The organism is Streptomyces sp. NPDC037401 (assembly GCF_055602345.1).
The window spans coordinates 19334-37936 of record NZ_JBVJWO010000029.1 but is presented as its reverse complement, the minus strand read 5'-3'; the positions used below and the strand labels follow the sequence as shown (position 1 = coordinate 37936).

The following is an 18603-nucleotide window of genomic DNA, read 5'->3' as shown; positions in this document are numbered from 1 at the left end:
CAGATGATCAAGTAACTGACACGCTAGGACCTCAATCACGCTTCAGGTCAAGGGAATGGCCGACCAGTGCCCCAACCCGAGCGACGGAGGAGCGGAGGAGCGGAGGGGTGCGCCCACGGTTCAACAGGTCCGGGCTCCACCGTCACGGAAAACGCGAAGGCCCCGGTCTCCCTGAGGAGGAGCCGGGGCCTTGCCAGAGCGCTGGGCAGGCCTTGCACCTGCATCCCCCCACGGGAAGTGGGGTGCCTTTCCTTGGACCACCAACGCATCTCCCGCCACCGGAACTCCGGCCGCGAGAACAAGATCAACTATACCGCATTCCTCCCCGGGCTGCCGTCACCGAGTCCGGGCGGGTACGGCCGGGGCTACGGCGGAGGGCCGGGCCGAGCGGCAGCGCTGCTGCTCTGCCGTGGTCATGGGGCCCGTCCGCTGGAAGATCCGGTCCGCCAGGGCCATGGCCGGGCCGTCGAACTGGCCTGTCAGCACCTGCGCGTGGCCTTCGGCGTCGGTGACGGTGAACGAGGCCGTCCCGGTCGTCCGGGCGGGCTCGGACTCGATCCAGGACACCTCCCCCGGCTGGACGACCTCCGCGACCGTGCGGAAGGCGTCCTCGGACCAAGTGAAGCGGGTCGGCCGACGCTGCCCCTCGGCCGTGGTCCCGCCGGTGAATTCGGCCGTGCCGTCGCGTTCCACCGTCACCGTGCGTTCGTGGCGCAGCGTGTTGCGGGTGCAGTTGACGAAGGCCTCCCCCGCCATCCGCGGCGTCGCGTGGAAGGAGCGGCTTTCTGTGACCTCGGCCGACAGGGTGCAGAACCAGCTTCCCCGGTCGTCCCAGCACAGGCCGGACACCCCGGTGGCGATGTCCGACGACCGCAGCGCCGCCCGCTCGTGCCCGGCTGCCGGGGCGGCGGGAAGCGCAAGCGAGGACAGGGAAACCGCGGCCAGCACCGCGGACATGAGGAGCTTCATGATCCAGCAGTAGCAGCAGCCGGGACCGCAGGGCCCGCTGCCCCGCCGCAGGTACGGGAACCCGTAGTCTCCCGCCACACGACCGGCCCAGCCCGGCAACCGGTGCGGTTGGCCCGGCCGTCTCGCGATCGGGCTAAAGCGGATCCTTGCGCTCGTGGCCGGGGCGGGTGAGGGACCGTGTGTAGAGGGCGCGGTCGAAGACGTACGGGCCGAGCGGCAGCACGTCCTCCACGGGCCGGTACGGCATCCGGAACCCGGACCAGGTCACGGTGTCGTCCGTGACGTCGATGCGCGCGTACAGCGGACCGCACTCCCACACCCCGCACACGCAGCCGAGGACGACGACCGTCCCGGTCTCGGCGTTCCGCAGCTCCTCGGGACCCTGGCCCAGGAAGTGCCGTACGGCCCCGTCGCCCTGGCCGAAGTCCCGGGCGGTCAGGCCGCCGTACTGGCTCCGCAGGAACTCCTCGCGCTCCTGCGGGGGCTTCTCCCGGTAGAAGTCCTCTTCCTCCCAGACGGGCCGGACGGCGTCGACCAGCGGCACCCGGAGGTCCGTACCGTCGACCCGCATGCCCAGCCTTCGGTCTGCGCCGTACGTGAAGAACTCGATGTGCTGCACAGACCGCATTGTCCTGCAGCGGGTGACGCGGGACGGTCTCGTCGGGATGCTCGTCGAGCCGGCAGTGGTGGCTTGCACGGGAGTGGCCCGGTCCGGTCCTGGCTCTGTCGTACGTCGCCAGTCATAGGGCGCCGCCGAGCCAGTGTCGGGCCTCGCCGACAGGGCGCGTGTCGGGGGCTGGCATGATCGCGAGCTATGGGCAATCGTGTGTTCGACGCGGTGTTGTGCGATCTCGACGGCGTGATCCGCTTTTACGACCTGACCGAAGTGACGCGCCTGGAGCGGGCCGCCGGGCTCATGGAGGGCAGCACCGCCGAAATCGCTTACGCCCCCGAGCGGGATCTGCCACTGCTGCTCGGGCAGATCAGCCGAGCCCAGTGGGCCGCGTCCATCTCCGAGGCACTCGCCGACCGGATACCCGTCCCGCAGGCCGACGAATTGGCCGCCGTCTTCGCCCACGCCCCGTTCCGCGCGGATCAGGATGCGGTGGAGCTGATCAGGGAAGTCCGCCGCAGGATGCCCGTCGTACTGGTCACCAACGCAACCGCTTGGCTGGACGAGGACCTGGCCCTGCTCGGACTCACCGACCTGGCCGACCACGTGGTCAACAGCTCCCGCATCGGCATCGCCAAACCCGACCCGGAGATCTACCGGACCGCCGCGGAACGAGCGGGCGTCCCGGCCGAGCGCTGCCTTTTCGTGGACGACACCCAGGCCAACGTCGATGCGGCCCGCGCGGCAGATATGACGGCCGTGCTCTACCGCGACCCCTCAGACCTTCGCCAAGCGCTGGCGCCGGTGCTTGAACAGGACCGGGAGGCGCCGGCCGGCTGAGGCTCGCAGAGAATCAAGGTATCGCCCCCGCCGCCCGGGCCTTCCGGCTTCGCCTCCAGGTCGTGGGCCCCGCTGGCGCGGGGCCGGGCCGGCAGCAGAAGCAAGCGATCAGAGGGGGCGGACCTGGTCGGCCTGCGGGCCCTTGGGACCCTGCGAAGTCGTGAACTCGACGCGCTGGTTCTCCTCCAGAGACCGGTACCCAGACGAATCGATTGCAGAGAAATGCACGAACACGTCCGGAGTACCGTCATCCGGCTGAATGAACCCGAACCCCTTCTCCGCGTTGAACCACTTCACAGTCCCCTGAGCCATAACACGCCTTCCATAAGCAGGAGCCGGACACTGCTCGCGTCCCGGCTGCGTGCTGATCCTCCCCCGCCCCTCAAAGGCGAAACAGAGTCCCGGGGTGAAATCCTCGCGTTCCTTGCGTTCCGCGGGGCGGTTTCCGCGCCGGGGCCGCCGTGGATTGAGCGCCTTGGCGACGAATGGCTGAAGAACGCGCCGTGACCGGTTTCCTTTCCTGTGTCGCCGCAGAGCATATTTGCCGACTATCGGATGCTGCCTGGATGGTGACCTACCATCCGATTCTCAGTGTGGCATTGCCAGTGCTGCTGACCACCCTGTCGGCGGCGACCGGCACGGCCGTGGCCGCGGGTGGCGGCGACACCGCCCGTACCACGCGGTGGATCGCCCCGGGCGTCCGCCTGGAGTCCTACGACCGGCTGGAGACCGACCGCTGGCTGCGCATCGACGAACTCGTCGTCGACCTCGACGCACCCGGCGTCGGCGTGGAGTACCTCGGGGGACCGGCAGCGGGCCGCGCCCCGAGGCGCACGGCCGCGCACGACACCGTCGCCGAGGCAGCCGCCCGCCACTCCGCCGGCCCCGGCAGGCGCGTGGTCGCGGCGGTGAACGGCGACTTCTTCGACATCCGGCACACCGGCGCCCCCCTCGGCCCCGGCATCTCCGCCGGCCGGCTGCTGCACTCCGCGGCACGGGGCGCGGGTACCGCCGTCGGCTTCGGCCCCGGCCCGGTCGGCCGAGTGCTGCGCCTCGCCCTGGACGCCACCGTGACCCTCCCCAGTGGTGCCGTCCGCCGGATCGTCGGACACAACTCCGCCCGGCCGCCTGCGAACGGCATCACCGCCTACACCGCCGCCTGGACCGGCATCGGAGCCGCCCTGCCGCCCGGTACGGACGTCGAGGCCGAGCTCTGGAACGGCCGGGTCACCGCCGTGCGCCGTCCCGCGCGCGGCACGGCCCCGCTGCCCGGAGGCGTGCTGCTCGCCGGGCGCGGCAGCGCCGCCGCGGAGGTGGCCGCGCTGCGCCCCGGGGACGCCGTACGCATCACCACGCGGCCCACCGCAGGGGCCGGGCTGCCGGTGCCCACGGCCGCCGTCGGCGGGCGGGAACGGCTGGTCGTGGACGGCGTCCCGCAGAACCACGACGCGGCGAGGAACAACAGTCCCGCCCCGCGCACCGCCGTCGGCATCTCGAAGGACGGGCGGGAGGCCCGGATCGTCACCGTGGACGGGCGGCGGGACGACAGTCCCGGCATCACCCTCACCGCGCTGGGCCGGCTGTTCCACGAGCGCGGCGCCCACAACGCGCTCAACCTGGACGGGGGCGGCTCCAGCACCCTGCTCGCCGGGCACCCCGGCCGCGCCGACCTCACCCTGGAGAACTCCCCGTCCGACGGAAGCCTGCGTACCGTCCCCAACGGGCTGGTGCTGACCACCCGGCTCGGCAGTGGCAGGCCCGCAGGCTACCGGGTGGCCGCGGCCGCCGGAGCCGCCCGGGTCTTCCCGGGGCTCACCCGCTCCCTCACGGCCACCGCCCACGACGAGATGCTCGGTCCCGCCGTCGCGGCCCGCCCCGACTGGTGGACCGCGCCCGGGAGCAGCGGCCGTACCGGTCGGGACGGGATCTTCCACGCCGGCCGTCCCGGCAGCGCATGGGTCTACGCAGGGCACGCGGATCGCGCCGGCCGGGCGCCGCGCGCCGGCGGGATCCGGCTGGAGGTGCTCGGCCCGCTCGCCCGGATCGAGGCTTCCGAGGACCGCATTTCGCTGGCGGGCCCCGGCGACCACCGGTCCTTCCAACTCCTCGGCTCGGACGCCAAGGGCCGTCTCGCGCCGGTGGAGGCCCGTGACGCCCGCTGGCAGTACGACCGCTCACGCTGGCGCGTCACCGACGACGGCCGAGGCGGTTTCACCGTCACCGCCCTGTCCACCGGGGGCACGACGGTCCTCCATGCAACCGTCCCCGCCACGGGCGCTGCGACCCGGCTTCCGGTTGCGGTCGGCGACGTCGAGTCGGCCGGCGTGGACGGTGCCGACCCCGTGGGCGGTGCCGACCCCGTGGGCGGTGCCGACCCCGTGGGCGGTGCCGACCCCGTGGGCGGTGCCGACCCCGTGGGCGGTGTGGAGTTCGAGGCCCTCGCTGTGCCCGGAGCAGCCGCCGGTACGGAACCACTCCCGGGTGACCCGACGCGTGCCCGCGCGGGGGCGCTGCCTCCGCCGGCCGCCGGCCAACCCGGCGGGCCGGGAAGCCTTCTGTCGGAATCAGGGCAGGCGCACGGCCTCGGATCCCGGGGGTCCGGCTTCGGGAGGCTCGGGCTCGCCGAAGCCGCGGGGTGGCTGAAGAAGGGCATCCGGCCCGCGTGGCTTCCGAACTGGCTGCCGGGGCGTGCGGCGGGCCGCGCAGGGCAGTGGCCCACGGCCGGAGAAGGGGCCGCCGACAGGGCCGCGGAGGGGACCGCGGACGAAGTGCCGTCCTGGCCCTGGCGGTTCGGCGTGGCTCCCGGTGGCTTCTCGGATGCCGAAGCACGGCAGGCGGTCGACCGGGTCGGCGCCGGACGGGTGGACTTCGTCCTGATCGCCCCGCCCGGCCCGGGAAGACCTCGCGCGGTACCCGCCGGGCCGGCCGCGCGAAAGCCCAAGGGAACGTTTCATCTACGGCCGGGCACCGCCTCTTTCCGCCATCGAGGCGTCCGCTTCGTCTCTCTGGACACCGCCCGCCCCACCCTGGAGGGCGGCGGGGCCGCCCGGATCCGGGTCCTGCGCGCCGGCCTCGCGGAGGCGGCCGTGGACCCGGCGACCGGAGCAGTGGCCGTAGTGGAGCAGCACGCGGGACCGGACCGGGTGGACGAACGGGAGGCACGGGCGCGGGCACGGCTCCTCACCGAGTTCCGCCGCAACAGTGGCAAGAGCACGGCGCTGATCGTCCTGGACGCTCCGGAACCGGCGGCGACCCGCAAGCACGGCGTCCTGTCCCTCGCCATCACCCCCCGGGAGGGGGCTGTGCTCGACGTCGACGCGATGTCACCTGCGGGACGGTCCTGGCTGTCCGTACGCCGTCAGGGTCTGCCGTCCTGAGCCAAGACCTCGGCCGGGTGGCCGGGTGGGTGGGATGGAGCAGCGGCCCGGACGTGGTTCAGGGGCGCACGGCGCGGACGTGGCGGGCCGAGAGGTGGAGCTCGTAGGGCAGACAGCAGTCGGAGCAGAGGGTGGCGACGAGGGTTCCGCAGGCGCACGCCTGGTTCATGCCGCCGTCGGGAGTCGCTCCGCAGCACGCGGAGGAGGCGTGCCGCAGTTCCAGGCCGCGTGCGTCGTCCGGGTTGATGACGATGTTGCCCCGCGGGCCCTGCGACACCAGCCATTGCCCGTGCCCGTTGCCCTTCGTGCCGTAGCGCGGCATGGCCGGCCCGGGCACGTCGGTGGCGACCAGGGGTGCGCCGTAGGGCTCCGTCTCGATCGCGTACCGGCCTGAGGGCACGGTCGCCGGCGACGGGCCCCGCTCGTCGGCGTCCCACCATGCGAAGTGCGGAGGCTCGGGAACTGCGGGCAGCCGTTCGAGGGGCCCCGTCAAGGGGACTCCACACGTCGCGCACACGAAGACCACCGCTCCGGACGCTGCAGCACCGTCGGTGAGGTCGACAGGCAGGGCAGCCTGCTCCGGCGCAGGCGTGCCATTGCGCTCGTCCTGGGCCTGGTCATCGTGCATGCGCTGACCGTACGCGGCGCGCCGCCGGGCTCCGCGGCCGCCCCCACCAGCGGCGGGTCAGGTGAGGTTCACCTGTCGGGCCTCGGCGTGGGCGGTGATCCCGTCCGGGCCCACGGTGACCTCGGTGGGCTTCAGGCCCAGCGGGAGCTGCGGCAGCTGCCGGTGCTCGCGGGACAGGGCCCCCTTGATGGCGGGGGCGGTTGGGTCGAGCGGGCGGCCGGCCAGGGTCGCGCTGTCCGCGTGCAGGGTGACGACGCCCGCGTCGAGGCGGGGTTCGGCCGTGATGACCAGGGGCATCCCCAGCACGCCGCTCTCGATCCGCAGTCGGCCGCCGCCGGCGTCGGAGAGCCGGACCTCCCGGTCGCCGACCGTGGCGAACGCGTCGAACGGGGCGGTGAACGCGGCGTCGACCGAGTCCGCCGCGTAGCCGCGGGGCTGTTCGGACACCCGGTGGAGGTCGATCTCGGCCTTGACGGGGATGCCGTCGGGCGTTCGGGCATCGCCCGTGACCCGGACCTCGGGATGGCGCCCGCGGGCGGCGTGCAGCAGGAAGGGGTGGCCGTCGATGGTGACCTCCGGCGAGGTCAGGGCACCGCCCTGGCGGGCGGCGATCCGGTCGGCGAACCGCTCTTCGCCGAGCCGGCGGGCCAGGGCGTCGGCCGTGAGCAGGAGGGCGCCCACGAGGACGGTCACGGCCGCCGCCCGCCGGTACGGGCGGCGCGGGCGGCCCGTACGGGGGCTCCGGCGCTCGGGGGCGGGCCGGGACGCGGGCGCGTGCGGCGACGCGGGTGCGTCGTGCGGGGTGCGGAACGGCATGGGTCGGTACCTCGGGGTCGGAGTGGGTGTCGGGCCGGAGTCGGTGTCGGGTGGCGGAGGTGGTCGGGCCGGGGGTTGAGGGTTCGGAGGTTCGGATCGCGATGCGGGAGGGCGGGCGGGTCAGGGCGTGGGAAGGCGGTCGGCTCGGGAGCCTGCGGCGGTCTCGGACGGTCGGGCTGCCGCGGGCATCGCCGTGTGGGCGCGAGCGCGCGGGGCCGGCGTGGGGGTGCCCTCTATGTCCACGCGCGGCAGGATCCGGTCGAGCCACGCCGGCAGCCACCAGTTGCGCGACCCGAGCAGCACCATGCTGGTCGGGACGAGGAGGCCGCGGACGACGGTGGCGTCCAGGACCACGGCCGCGGCCAGTCCGATCCCGAACATCTTGACCACCGGGTCCTCGGACAGCAGGTAGCTCAGGAACACGCAGACCATGATCAGCGCAGCCGAGCTGATGATCCCGGCCGTTCCGGTCAGCCCGTCCACGACCGCGCGCCGGTTGTCGCGGTGTCGCAGATGGGACTCGCGCACGGCGGTCAGCAGGAACACCTCGTAGTCCATGGAGAGCCCGAACAGCACGGCGAACATCAGCAGCGGGACGTAGCCCGGGATGGGCACCGGCCCGTCGAGGCCGAGCAGGGCGGCCCCCCATCCCCACTGGAACACCGCGGTCAGCACGCCGTACGAGGCCGCGACCGAGATCAGGTTCATGGCGGCCGCCTTGGCCGCGACCACGGGTGCGCGGAAGGCGAGCAGGAGCAGCATGCCGGCGACCAGGACGACGGAGGCGATGATCACCGGCATCCGGTCCGCGAGCCGGGCGTTCAGGTCTGCCTGGGCGGCCGTGGGCCCGCCCACGTGGGTGGCGGCTCCCGTACCCGCGGTGGCCTCGGGCAGGGTGGTCCCGCGCAGCCGCTCCACGAGGTCGACGGTCCGCGGGTCGCCGGGACCGGTGGTGGGGGTGACCTGCCAGAGGACCGTAAGGCCGTCCGGGCCGATGCGCGGCGGGCCGACCGCCTTGACCCCGGAGGTCCGCGCGAGGGCCTCGGTGACCGGGGCGACGCGGTGGTCGGAGGGGCCCGCGGCAGCGGTGGGCAGGGTCTCGGTCACCGTGACCGGACCGTTCGCGCCCGGTCCGAAGGCCTCGGCCAGCTGCTCGTACGCGGTACGGCTCGCCGTGCCGGCCGCCTTGTCTCCCGCGTCGAGCTGGCCGAACGTCAGCCGGGTGGCCGGCGCTGCCAGGACGGCCAGGAGGACCAGGCTCGCGACCAGGTAGCGCCAGGGGCGGTCGGCCACGTGCGTGGCGAACCGCCGCGCACGCGCGTGCGCAGGCTCGGTGGTGTCGGTGGTGTCGGTGGTGTCGGTGGTGTCGGTGGTGTCGGTGGCGTTGGTGGCGCCCTCGCTGTCCTCGCTGCCCTCGCTGTCCCTGGCGGCTTCTACGTCCTCGGAGGACTCGGTGGACTCGGTGGACTCGGTCTGCTCGGCGCCGGTTGGCGCGGAGTGAACGGCGGGCGAAGCGGTCGGATCCGCCGGGCCGGCCGGCGTAGGTCTCGCGGCCTCGGGGCTCGCCTGCGCCCGCCCGCGCTCGTGGCGTCGGCCCGTACGGTGGCCCAGGCGGTGGCCCAGCAGGGCGAGCAGCGCCGGGAGCAGCGTCAGGGCGGCCAGGACCGCGACGAGTACGGCGATGCCGGGCGCCAGCGCCAGGGCGTGCAGCAGCGGCAGCCCGCCGAGCGCGAGCCCGGCCAGCGCCGCCGCCACCGCGCAGCCGGCGAAGGCGGCGGCCTTGCCGGCGCTCGCCGTGGTGTGCCCGACGGCCTCCGGCACCTCGTGCCCCTGCGCCAGGAGTGCACGGAAGCGCGTCAGGCAGAACAGGGTGTAGTCGATGCCCACGCCGAGGCCGATCATCGCCGCGATAGTGGCCCCCGACGAGGGCATGTCGAGGAAGTGCCCCACCAGGCCGATCACCGACAGCGAGACCACCAGCCCGAGGGCCCCCACCAGCAGGGGCAGCCCTGCCGCGAGGATTCGGCGCAGTGTGAGGAAGAGGATCACCGCGGCCGCCGCGAGACCGATCAGCTCACTGTGTGCGGTGGACCCCTTGTCGACGGCCGCCGCGAGGTCGCCACCTGCCGTGACCTCGATGCCCGCGCGGCGCGCGGGTTCCGCGGCCGCGAGCACGGCCTCGCTGATCTCCGGGGTGATGTCACGCCCCGTCACGTCCAAGCCGACGGACAGGTATGCGGTGTGCCCGTCCGTGCTCATGGCCGCGCCGCCCGAGGGCCCGTACGGCGTGGTGACGGCGACCACGTGGTCCGCCTCGGCCACGTCGGCCGCGGCCGCCTCCACCGCCCGCCGCGCGGTCGCGGAGGTCAACTCCGGGCCGCCCGGCGTCGTATGCAGGACGATCGGCTGGTTGCCGGACGCGGGGCCGGGGAGGGTCCCGGCCGCGTCCCGGGCCGCCTGGCTGTCGCTGCCGGGGATGACCACGGCCTCGGTGGTGACGCCGCCGTGGAGGGCCACGGCCGCCACGACGGCGATCACCACGGCCGCCCACACGGCGAGGACGCGTACGGGTCTGCGGGCGCACCACCGGCCCAGGGCGAAGAACATCGTGCTGCGCACCCCTCCACGGATCCCACGAATGAAGTTGCACTCTGAGTGCAGATTCACCGTTGCACTCCGAGTGCAATAATGTCAATCGGAGAGAGGAGCCCAGGTGGAACGGCAGGGCGAAGAGCAGGACCGGCGGCCGGGAGTGCCCCCCGCCGGGACCAGGGACGGCCGGGCCGAGCGCGGCCGGCAGACCCGCGAGAAGATCGCCGACGCCCTGCTCGCCCTGCTCGACGAGGGCATGACGGAGTTCCCCGCCGACCGCGTCGCCGAGTACGCCGGCGTCTCGCGCCGCTCGGTGTTCCACCACTTCGCCGACATGGCCCAGCTCGTGGACACCGCCATCACCCGCCGGCTGGAACAACTCGCAGCCCAGGTAAGGCCGTTGCCCACCGAAGGGACGCGGCAGGCGCGGGTCGCGGCGCTGGTCGAGCAACGCTCCCGGATCCTCGAATGGATCACCCCGGCCCGTCTGGCGATGATCCGCATGGACCACCCCTCGGAACGGATCCGTCAGGTCACCGCGGACGCCTTCCGCGATGCCCGCGAGCGCCTGGAGGCAGTGCTCGCCGAGGAACTCGACCGGCTCCCGGCCCGGCAGCGCAAGGACTTGGTCGACGGGCTGGACGCGGTGACCACGTGGGGCGCCTGGCACCACTGGCGGTCCACGGGACTCGACGCCGAACGGGCACGGCACGTCATGGAGGCCACCGTGCTGAACCTGCTCGCCTCCGCCGACCCACCGGGCCGCGCCCCGGCCCCGCGGAACGACTCCGCCTGACCACCCCGGCGTGCCGCGGAGACGGCGGTGACGCCGCCGAGCCGCCTACGGCGGGGAGCCCGGCGCCAGTGGTGACAGGTCACACGGCCTTCACCGGAGTTCGTCGGGCGACGGGACGCAGAAGACCGGATCGTGATCGTGAAATGCGGACGGGCAGCTGACGTGTTCCGGATCGCCGCGCGGGCCTCATCGACAGCTGCCGAGGCTCCCGAAGACACGAGTGACCCACCGGTCCAACCGGGTCCCGAAGTCCGACGCCGAGGTGATCTCCCAGGCCGGCAGGCATCCTGCGTCGTCCAGGTCAGCGACGAAGTCCACGTCGGCCCAGCCACCACGGAAGAGCACGACCGACAGCACGGCCTCCGACGGACCGGATGCGACCACGCCTACCGAGTCCGGATCATGAACGCGCGTTCTGTCGGTCTCCAGTGACGGAGGCCAGGCGGCTTCGGCGTCCCTCCAGGTCACCCGGCTCACTTCAAGGCCGGCCGACGTCCAGCCCACGGTGCGCTCAGCCAGTACGACAGCCACCTCGTCAAGATCAACGACTCTGTCCATGAACGGATCATCCCTCATGGTCGATCCCCCTCAGGCCGGGCCTCGGTGCGGGCGTGGGGGCACCGGTCGGCGCCGGTTGAAATCCCCCAGGGGCGGCCAGGCTGCGGGGGTGCAACTGGCGGGCGGGACGCGTCCGGAGCCAGTACGAGCGGGCCGCGAGGGTCAGGGCGATGCCGTACACGGCGAAGGCGGCCGTCCCGATCCAGCCGACCAGCAGCGCGTCGCCCGCGGAGTGGAAGTCGCCGCGCCGCATCGTCACCACGCCGGCCGTGGCCAGGGCCAGGTATCCGAGGCCCACCACGCCGTACGGGGCGAGCGTGGCGGCTCCGAGCAGGGCCGGGACGAGCGGGAGCCAGCGCGGCACCCGTCGGCCGCGGAGGAACAGCGTCCAGCGCGGGAAGACCTGCCCCCAGGGGCGGACCAGGCCCCAGAGCAGGAAGACGCCGAGCGCGGCCAGCAGCGCGGTGGGGTCCAGGCCCCAGGACTCGAGGGTGAGGAAGATCCCCGAGGCACCGTTGCGCTCCGAGACCGCGAGCATCTCCTCGCCGGTGATCCCCGCGAACGTTCCGCCGGACGCCCACACGAGCTTCATGGCCGCGTACGGGACAAAGGCCAGCGTCCCGGCCCAGGCGGCGAGCTGGACGGGCTGCGGTGCAGCGGACGGCGCTCGTACGGAGGTACCGGCCGGCCGGCGGCCGGACCGGGCCGTGGCCGCGAGCAGGACCGCCCCGACCGCCGCCAGTGTCTTGTTCGCGGCGGAGGCCCCGCTGTCCACTCCCTGACCGAACATCAGCGTGATCACATCCATCAGCAGGCTGAACGCGGTGATCCCGGCCAGGGCGCAGGCCACCCAGAGCAGGACCCGCAACGCCGGCCGCAGCCCGTACCGCACCACCGCCGCGCCGACCGATCCCGCCAGCGCACCCTCCCCCACGACCGCCCAACCCAGCCCGGAGACCCCTGAGTCACCACCGAGGTAGAGCAAGGAGGTCCCGCTCAGCGCGCACGCCAGGCCGAAGCCGGCGTACGGCACCGCCCACAGCATCGTCGCCCAGGCCGCCCAGCGCGGCCATCGCTGCCACCACGCGCTCCAGAGCGCCTTCACCGTCCGTTCAGCACTGGTCATGTCCTCAACGGTGCAGCGGCCGCGGTGGGGTGACGTCAGCCGCCGGAACGATCTCCCTCCCCCTGCCGGGTGAGCCACCCATGAGGCCCAGGTATGCGTGACGGAACGTGACGCCTCAAGTGGCCGGATCCCATTGCGGCTCGGACTTGCAGCTTGGCCCGGCTGCGGAGCAGAGATCACCATGTGCGTATGTCCGACAATCATTTCCTGCCTGCGCCGAGTGTCGTGCGACTGCCCCGGTACACGAAGGTGGAGCAGGACGAGATCCTCGGCGAGAGCACCGACCCCTTCGGTGTTGCCTCGGCCGGCTTGACCTGGCTGCCCAAGGAGGAACACTTCGGCATCAGGCACGGCGGCCGGCTCGTGGCACACACCGGCCTGCTCCGGCTGCCGGTTGCGATCGGCACCGTCGGGACAGAGGTCGTGGGCGTTGGCGGAGTGGCCGTCGCACCCGATGTGCGCGGGCAGGGCCTGGCTCGGCTCGTGGTCGAAGCGGCACTCGACCACGCCCGCACGATGGGCCCCGAGCACGCGCTCCTGTTCTGCCGGCCCGTCCTCGTGCCGTTGTACCAACGGCTCGGATGGCACCTGATCGACGAGGAGGTACTCGTCGAGCAACCCGAAGACCGCGTGGTGACCATGCCGTTGCGGACCATGGTGACGCCCTTGCGCGAGACCGCGCACTGGCCTTCGGATCCGGTGCGTCTCTTCTCGCTGCCGATGTAAGGCGGCCGAGGGCCACGCGCCGATGCGTTCTCGGACGACGCTCAGTCGGTCTGTCTGCGGTCCTGTTCCGGTCAACAGGCCTCTGCGGCCAGGCGGCCCGCCTGATGCCGGGTCAGCCGCCAGATCTGATCCTCGCCGGTCTCGGCCGGGGCGAGGCGCTCGGCGGGGCGACGCAGGTGTTCGGTGAAGCCGAGGCGGGCCGGGACGGCGCCGCTGGCGCGGTTGGCCGGGTCATGGACGACCTCGACGTAGTCGACACCGGGAAGGCGGAAGGCTTCCGCGACCAGAGCGCGGGCGGCCCGGGTGGCCACTCCGCGGCCGGTGGCGCCGGGGTGCAGCCAGTAGCCGATCTCGCGGCCGTCGTCCGGTGCGTCGTCGCGCCGCAGGACCCAGCAGACGCCGACGATCGCGCCGTTCAGCACGATCACGTAGGTGAACTCCTCACCACTCGCCCAGCCCCCCGCGCGGCGGGCCAGCAAGTCGGCGGTCCTGGCCGGGCTGTGCTCAGCGACCCAGGCCATCCACGGGCGCAGGTGCTCCAACGACTCTTCGATGACCTGGAGGAGCTCCGGAAGGTCTGTCTCGCCGCTGAAGCGGCGCAGCGTCAGGTCGTCCAGTTCGATCACCTGCTGTGGAAGGTCCATGCCAGGAGGATCGTCTGCGGCCGTTCCGGTCGGCAAGGGGATTACATGGCAAACCCCTTCGGTGGCGGCGGTACGACGTACCCCAACACCTCGTGCCGGAAGCGAGCAACGCGCTCGGGTTCCGCGCGGTCGAAGGTGACTTGGGTGGGCTCCCGGGCTCGTGCAGGGGGTGTCGACGCGGGGTGGTCGCTCGTGCCCTGCACGGGCGGGGTGATGGTCACCGCGTTCGGCGACGACGCCCGTCCGGAGGGGCTGCGGTTCCGGGTGCCCGCCGCCGGGTACTGCCCGTTCTGCCTCCTGGAGGAGCAAGCCCGGACCTTCGTCGGCGGGGACGGTGACGGCCTGTTGGCCGAGTACCGCGGGCACCTGCGGCACGGCAGCAGCACGCACGTGCTCATCCGTCGGATGGAACCGGGCGATCCGTGGCGCGGCCGTCTGCGCGACCGGGTCTACCACCGCACCCCGCGACAGCGTCCCGTCTGCCCGAGCCACCCTCCGACCGACGCGGCGCTGGTGCCTGAAACCGGCGCCAGGGGGACCGGGCTTGCGTCCGGCATATGCGTGCATGGGGCGGACGCGACAGGTGGTGCGGGCGTGGGAGGGGGCGCCCGAGTGTTCTCGTGAACACCCCATTTCGGTGGTGTCCGAGATCACGATTTGAGGTATCTTTCGGATCATCATCGTTGGATGGGGAGGTTTCTCCATGTCAGAACCGGATCTGCACGCGTCGGTTGACGCTCTCGTCGACCGCGAACCCGACCTTCCCCTTCCCGCCGTACGGCGGCAGTTGCGCCTCGCGGACGACCTGACGCAGCGCCAGCTGGCTGATGCCCTCCACGTGAAGCCGCTGACGATCCTGCGCTGGGAAGGCGGGCAGACCGAACCGCGGCGCCCCTGGCGGGATGCGTATGCACACCTCCTCCGGAGGCTTGCCGAGAAGCACCCCGAAGCCGCGCGGGTCGTTGACGGCAGTGCGGCACACCGGTCTCCGGGCATGCCGACGCCGCCTTCGGATTCAAGGGGGTCGGGATGACCTAGCCGGTCATCGGCCGCGCGCGCCGTTGAGGATTCGCCACCCTCTGGCCTCGCGCGGCCCGCCTGCCGCCTGGTGCATCACCAAGGCGGTCCGCTCGGATCACGGCAGCAACCGCTTCCGAGCCGCGGCTCATCAGGCCGCTCATATCCACCGGCCCCTCATCAGGGCCAAATCAACGCGCAGCACCATCGCTCCTCTCGGCGGCCCGGCCAAGGGCTCTCGAGAAAGAACACGAGGGAAAGGAGTTCCGTCGCCGGTCTTTGCGCTTTCGCCCGCTCCTCCCGGAGTGGGCTCACCCCTCCCGCCACACGGGCCATCGAGATCGGCCCCGGCCAAGGGGCCCGTCTGCGTTGGTCCATCTGAAAGGTAGGTACTCGTCATAGTGCCCGATGTTGCGCACTCTGAAAACCCGGACAATGTCCGTTTCACCCCTTTTCACACTGATCGCGCTCCCCATATGGCGGGATCACTACCGGAAAAGCGAAAGTCCTTTACCTTTCAACGGGCGGTCTTACTTCCCGTAGGAACCCACAACGCAGGCCTGTTCCGGTTGTTGGGCCGGTGAGTGCCGTGGCGGCGGTCGCCGCGCGGGTTCCCGGTGCGCGCCGGCCGGCGGACGGTCCGCAGCCCGCCTCCCCCGTAACGGTTTTCACGCAGGTGAGGGGCGAGGCGCAGTCCGTGGAGCACACTGCGTCGCGGCGTGCCGAGCCGCGGGCGTGGCTGCGGTCGGTGGTGTGGCTGGTGGGTTCGGGCCTGTACCCGCAGGCGGGCCCTTCGACGGTGAAGGTGGCCGAGGATCTCGCCTCCCGGATGGACTTCTCGCTGAGTCTGGTCCTGTACGACCTCGACGGCACAGTGGCTCGTACTGGCCTGTCGCGGGCGACGGTCAAGCGCCACGTGCGCTGTCTGCGGGAGCTCGGTGCTCTGGTGTGGGTGCGTCACGGCACGAAGCGGAACCTCCGGCTGCCGGGGCGCGCGTACACGGCGACGGCCACGATCTACGGTGCGGTCGTCCCCCCGGTGTACGACGCCGCGATGGGGCACCGGCTGCTCGGGAACGGCTACCGGGCGCGGGTGTGCGGGGTGACCGAGGCCGGCCGCGAGCAGGCGGTGGAGGCGGCCCGTGCGGCGGCGCGGACCAAGCGGAAGCGGCCTGCCGGCAGGCGCCGTAGGGCGGGGCGTGAGCCCCATTCTCTTAGGCACGACCTGCAGTCTTCCTCTGCGGACAGTACTCGCTTTCCCCCTGAGAAAGGCTTCGCGAGCGGGAACGGCACCACCCTCGCCCCGAAGCACTCGAAGCACTCGAAGCACTCGAAGCAGTCGAAACAGCGGGCCGGTGGCGGCCGGAAGCTGAACCGGTTCGGCACCCGTCTGCGGTTCGCGGCGCAGCTGATCGAAGCGTTCGCCTGGCTGCGCGGCTGCTCGGTCCGCCGCATCGCGTGGGTGGCCCGCCATGTCGCCGATGCAGGATGGTCGGTCACCGACGTCCTGGGCTGGCTGCACTTCCGCGGCGGTGCGGTGATCAGCCATGTGCACCGGGCCTCCGGGCTGCTCGCCACGCTGCTGGCCGGTGCGGAAACCGTGCTCGACACCCCCGCAAAGCGCGCCGCGGTGGTGGAGGACTGGCGCGGGGCGCAGGAGGCGATGCGCCGTCACCGCATCCAGCACGTCCGCCACCAGCGCGAGGCCTTTGACGGGGACTGGCAGGCCCCGTCCGACCCGACGGTCCGGCAGCAGGTCGTCGACGCCTACGCGACGGCGTTCCGTCCCGGCGGTCATGACGCACCCGACGGCCGCGTACTGGAGCAGCGGTCCACGTCGATCGGGTTGGAGGATCTGGACGCGGCGGAACTGGCCGAGGACCGCGAGCTGGTGAGGCGGCAGCTGCTGGCGGGCGATCCGTCCACGGTCGTCAACGCGGTTCATCTGCTGGGACGCCCCATGGCCGAGCAGCTCTACGGCGCGGGCCTGGTCCACCGGGCCGAGCAGCTGGCGAGGCTCGCCCACAGCACTCAGACCACTCTCGGCAGCCGGTAGGAGGCCCCACCATGACCACCACGCCCACCACCCCCGGTACCGCCCCTGCGGCCGCCTCCGGGGCGGACATGGCCCGCATGGCGCTCCAGGCGGCCCGCGCTGCCGCCCGCAAGCGCGACCGTCCGGGCGAGGCCCGCACGTCCCGTGTCCGTACGGCCCGTCCCGGCGCCCGGGACGGCAGGGAGCCGGCCGTACTGGGCGTCGTCACGGAGGAGTTATTCGCCGACCGGGTCTGGGAGCTGGCCGCCGTCGGAGCGAGCGTGCTCGACCAGTGGCCCGCCATCGCGGCCGCGGTCGCCCCCGCCTTCGCCGAGCACGTCAGAGCCACCGCCTACAACCCGCGCACGCGCGTGCTGACGCTGTGGCCCGACTCCCGCGCGTACTGCACCCAGCTGCGCCTCGCCACCGATCGCATCCTCACGGCAGCCCGGAACGTCACCGGGGCGCGGACCGTGCGCAGCATCGTCGTCCTCAACCCCGACACCCCGCCCCCGCCCCGCGCCGTCCGCGGCGCGGGGCGCGCGGCGACGGCGCGGCGGCCGAGGACCGGTCAGGACGAGGGGGACGGGCTGCGGTGTCCCCGGGAGAAACGCACCTCATCGAGATCGTGGCCCTCGCGCCACAGGGCTGCGGCAAGCTCGAGAACCGCAGAGCGGTCGGGCCGGTCGCCCGGCAGCATGGACAGCACCGTGCTCCCCCCGGTGCGCACGGCGGGCTGCCGGAGGGCGAGGGTGGACAGGACGCGGCCGGGTCCGCATTCGACGAGCAGGCGGTCCCCCTCGTCGAGGAGTGCGGTGAGCGCGGGCCCGAAGCGGACGGTGTCGGCTATCTGGCGGGCCCAGAACCGTGCGGAGCCCGCGTCCTCCGTCGTGAGCAACTGCCCGGTGTAGCCGGAGCGTACGGGGAACCGGGCGCGCCGGGGCTGTGCGTCGTACGCCAGCTCGGCCGCCGAGACGGCCGGTTCCATGGCCGGGCTGTGGAACGGGGTGGTGGCCGGGATGGGCCGTTGGGTCACCCCGTCGGAGGCGAGGCGGGCTGCCACGGCGGCCAGTTCGGCACGCGGCCCGGCGAGCATCGTGCGCTGGGCGGCGTTCACGGCGGCCACTGCGACCTGCCCGGACAGGTAGGGGACCAGCTCGTCGGCGGATGCGGCGACGGCGAGCATCCCGCCGGGCGGGATCCGTGCGGCGGCCCGTACCCGGCCGCGTACCAGGGCGACGGCCTCCTTGACGGTGAACACCCCGGCCAGGGTTGCCGCCACGACCTCGCCCGCGCTGTGGCCCAGTGCCTCGGCGGGCGTGATGCCCCAGCTCAGCAGCAGCCGGCCCAGCCCGTGGTCGACGGCGAACAGCAGGGGCTGGGAACGGCGCCCGTCGTCGATCGGGATACCCGCGCCGGTGCCGGTACCGAGCCAGTCGGCGCGGATCGCCTCGCCCTCGGCCCCCCACGCCTCCAGGACGTCGTCGACGGCCGCCCGGAAGACGGGTTCGTCGCGGTACAGCCCGGTCGCCATCCCGTGGTGCTGGGATCCCTGGCCGGGCAGCAGCAGGGCGACCGGCCGGGGGCCGCCGACCGGGACCTGCCGCACGGGGGCGGCCGCGAGGTCGTCGAGGGCGCGGGCCGCCGTCGTGACCACCGCCCCGCGCACCGGCCCCGGCCCCGGAGGGGGCGTCGGGGTCCCGGTGCGCAGGGCGTCGGCGACCCTGGCGCGGGAGGCGCGTTCACCTGCCGGGTCCGCGCCCGCCCAGCACAACAGCCGGGCCGCACCGTGCGCGGTACCGGTCGCCGTGGTGCCGGTGACCGTCGTGCCGGCGACCTTTGTGCCGGTGAGCGTCATGTCGCTGT

Annotated in this window: 18 protein-coding genes and 1 pseudogene; 8 read left to right on the top strand and 11 right to left on the bottom strand. The window is 73.0% G+C overall.

What is annotated here, in order from left to right; translation table 11 throughout:
• Positions 1 to 336 precede the first annotated feature (336 nt).
• Positions 337 to 969 (bottom strand): hypothetical protein, encoded by a 633-nt coding sequence (locus tag ACZ7H1_RS26980; RefSeq protein ID WP_470790362.1) that lies wholly within the window; start codon positions 967 to 969, stop codon positions 337 to 339.
• A gap of 133 nt (positions 970 to 1102) precedes the next feature.
• A complete protein-coding gene (locus tag ACZ7H1_RS26975) occupies positions 1103 to 1588 on the bottom strand; it encodes a hypothetical protein (protein WP_470790361.1) in 486 nt (161 codons plus the stop codon).
• 207 nt (positions 1589 to 1795) lie between these two features.
• Here ACZ7H1_RS26975 and ACZ7H1_RS26970 point away from each other — a divergent pair, with 207 nt between their 5' ends.
• Positions 1796 to 2422, top strand: a complete 627-nt coding sequence (locus tag ACZ7H1_RS26970; RefSeq protein ID WP_470790360.1) for an HAD-IA family hydrolase — start codon at positions 1796 to 1798, stop codon at positions 2420 to 2422.
• A gap of 108 nt (positions 2423 to 2530) precedes the next feature.
• Here the strand turns inward: ACZ7H1_RS26970 and ACZ7H1_RS26965 are convergent, their stop codons facing one another.
• Positions 2531 to 2734, bottom strand: coding sequence for a cold-shock protein (locus tag ACZ7H1_RS26965; RefSeq protein WP_470790359.1), 204 nt, complete (start codon positions 2732 to 2734; stop codon positions 2531 to 2533).
• Positions 2735 to 3015: 281 nt separating this feature from the next.
• Here ACZ7H1_RS26965 and ACZ7H1_RS26960 point away from each other — a divergent pair, with 281 nt between their 5' ends.
• Positions 3016 to 5799 (top strand): phosphodiester glycosidase family protein, encoded by a 2784-nt coding sequence (locus tag ACZ7H1_RS26960; protein WP_470790358.1) that lies wholly within the window; start codon positions 3016 to 3018, stop codon positions 5797 to 5799.
• 58 nt (positions 5800 to 5857) lie between these two features.
• Here the strand turns inward: ACZ7H1_RS26960 and ACZ7H1_RS26955 are convergent, their stop codons facing one another.
• The 3 genes from ACZ7H1_RS26955 to ACZ7H1_RS26945 all read right to left on the bottom strand — a co-directional run bounded on the left by ACZ7H1_RS26955 (position 5858) and on the right by ACZ7H1_RS26945 (position 9862).
• Entirely contained in the window at positions 5858 to 6427 is a 570-nt protein-coding gene (locus tag ACZ7H1_RS26955) for a hypothetical protein (RefSeq protein ID WP_470790357.1), read from the bottom strand.
• Between the two features lie 57 nt (positions 6428 to 6484).
• The gene (locus tag ACZ7H1_RS26950) at positions 6485 to 7243 is read right to left on the bottom strand and encodes an LmeA family phospholipid-binding protein (protein WP_470790356.1); all 759 of its coding nucleotides are present in this window, start codon (positions 7241 to 7243) and stop codon (positions 6485 to 6487) included.
• Between the two features lie 120 nt (positions 7244 to 7363).
• Positions 7364 to 9862, bottom strand: a complete 2499-nt coding sequence (locus ACZ7H1_RS26945) for an MMPL family transporter (protein ID WP_470790355.1) — start codon at positions 9860 to 9862, stop codon at positions 7364 to 7366.
• Positions 9863 to 9956: 94 nt separating this feature from the next.
• Between ACZ7H1_RS26945 and ACZ7H1_RS26940 the strand changes: the two genes are divergently transcribed.
• Positions 9957 to 10631 (top strand): TetR/AcrR family transcriptional regulator, encoded by a 675-nt coding sequence (locus ACZ7H1_RS26940; protein ID WP_470790354.1) that lies wholly within the window; start codon positions 9957 to 9959, stop codon positions 10629 to 10631.
• Positions 10632 to 10817: 186 nt separating this feature from the next.
• Here the strand turns inward: ACZ7H1_RS26940 and ACZ7H1_RS26935 are convergent, their stop codons facing one another.
• The gene (locus ACZ7H1_RS26935) at positions 10818 to 11189 is read right to left on the bottom strand and encodes a hypothetical protein (protein ID WP_470790353.1); all 372 of its coding nucleotides are present in this window, start codon (positions 11187 to 11189) and stop codon (positions 10818 to 10820) included.
• A gap of 7 nt (positions 11190 to 11196) precedes the next feature.
• Positions 11197 to 12315 carry a hypothetical protein gene (locus tag ACZ7H1_RS26930; RefSeq protein WP_470790352.1) on the bottom strand — a complete coding sequence of 373 codons (1119 nt, stop codon included), beginning with the start codon at positions 12313 to 12315 and terminating at the stop codon, positions 11197 to 11199.
• A gap of 189 nt (positions 12316 to 12504) precedes the next feature.
• Between ACZ7H1_RS26930 and ACZ7H1_RS26925 the strand changes: the two genes are divergently transcribed.
• The gene (locus ACZ7H1_RS26925; RefSeq protein WP_470790351.1) at positions 12505 to 13041 is read left to right on the top strand and encodes a GNAT family N-acetyltransferase; all 537 of its coding nucleotides are present in this window, start codon (positions 12505 to 12507) and stop codon (positions 13039 to 13041) included.
• A gap of 71 nt (positions 13042 to 13112) precedes the next feature.
• Here the strand turns inward: ACZ7H1_RS26925 and ACZ7H1_RS26920 are convergent, their stop codons facing one another.
• Positions 13113 to 13685, bottom strand: a complete 573-nt coding sequence (locus ACZ7H1_RS26920) for a GNAT family N-acetyltransferase (protein ID WP_470790350.1) — start codon at positions 13683 to 13685, stop codon at positions 13113 to 13115.
• Between the two features lie 192 nt (positions 13686 to 13877).
• Between ACZ7H1_RS26920 and ACZ7H1_RS26915 the strand changes: the two genes are divergently transcribed.
• Positions 13878 to 14309, top strand: a complete 432-nt coding sequence (locus ACZ7H1_RS26915) for a hypothetical protein (RefSeq protein ID WP_470790420.1) — start codon at positions 13878 to 13880, stop codon at positions 14307 to 14309.
• Positions 14310 to 14391: 82 nt separating this feature from the next.
• On the opposite strand, the gene ACZ7H1_RS26910 is transcribed toward ACZ7H1_RS26915, so the two are convergent.
• A complete protein-coding gene (locus tag ACZ7H1_RS26910) occupies positions 14392 to 14523 on the bottom strand; it encodes a hypothetical protein (RefSeq protein WP_470790419.1) in 132 nt (43 codons plus the stop codon).
• Here ACZ7H1_RS26910 and ACZ7H1_RS26905 point away from each other — a divergent pair.
• The 3 genes and pseudogenes from ACZ7H1_RS26905 to ACZ7H1_RS26895 form a co-directional block, all read left to right on the top strand.
• A complete protein-coding gene (locus ACZ7H1_RS26905) occupies positions 14473 to 14718 on the top strand; it encodes a helix-turn-helix domain-containing protein (RefSeq protein ID WP_470790412.1) in 246 nt (81 codons plus the stop codon). The two genes, ACZ7H1_RS26910 and ACZ7H1_RS26905, sit on opposite strands and share 51 nt — an antisense overlap.
• 681 nt (positions 14719 to 15399) lie before the next feature.
• Positions 15400 to 16758, top strand: coding sequence for a transcriptional regulator (locus ACZ7H1_RS26900; protein WP_470790349.1), 1359 nt, complete (start codon positions 15400 to 15402; stop codon positions 16756 to 16758).
• An 11-nt stretch (positions 16759 to 16769) separates the two neighbouring features.
• Positions 16770 to 17216 (top strand): annotated as a pseudogene (locus ACZ7H1_RS26895) (DciA family protein); the annotation flags it as partial.
• A 92-nt stretch (positions 17217 to 17308) separates the two neighbouring features.
• On the opposite strand, the gene ACZ7H1_RS26890 reads toward ACZ7H1_RS26895, so the two are convergent.
• Complete coding sequence (locus tag ACZ7H1_RS26890) at positions 17309 to 18595, bottom strand: acyltransferase domain-containing protein (protein WP_470790348.1); 1287 nt, start codon at positions 18593 to 18595, stop codon at positions 17309 to 17311.
• Positions 18596 to 18603: the final 8 nt, after the last annotated feature.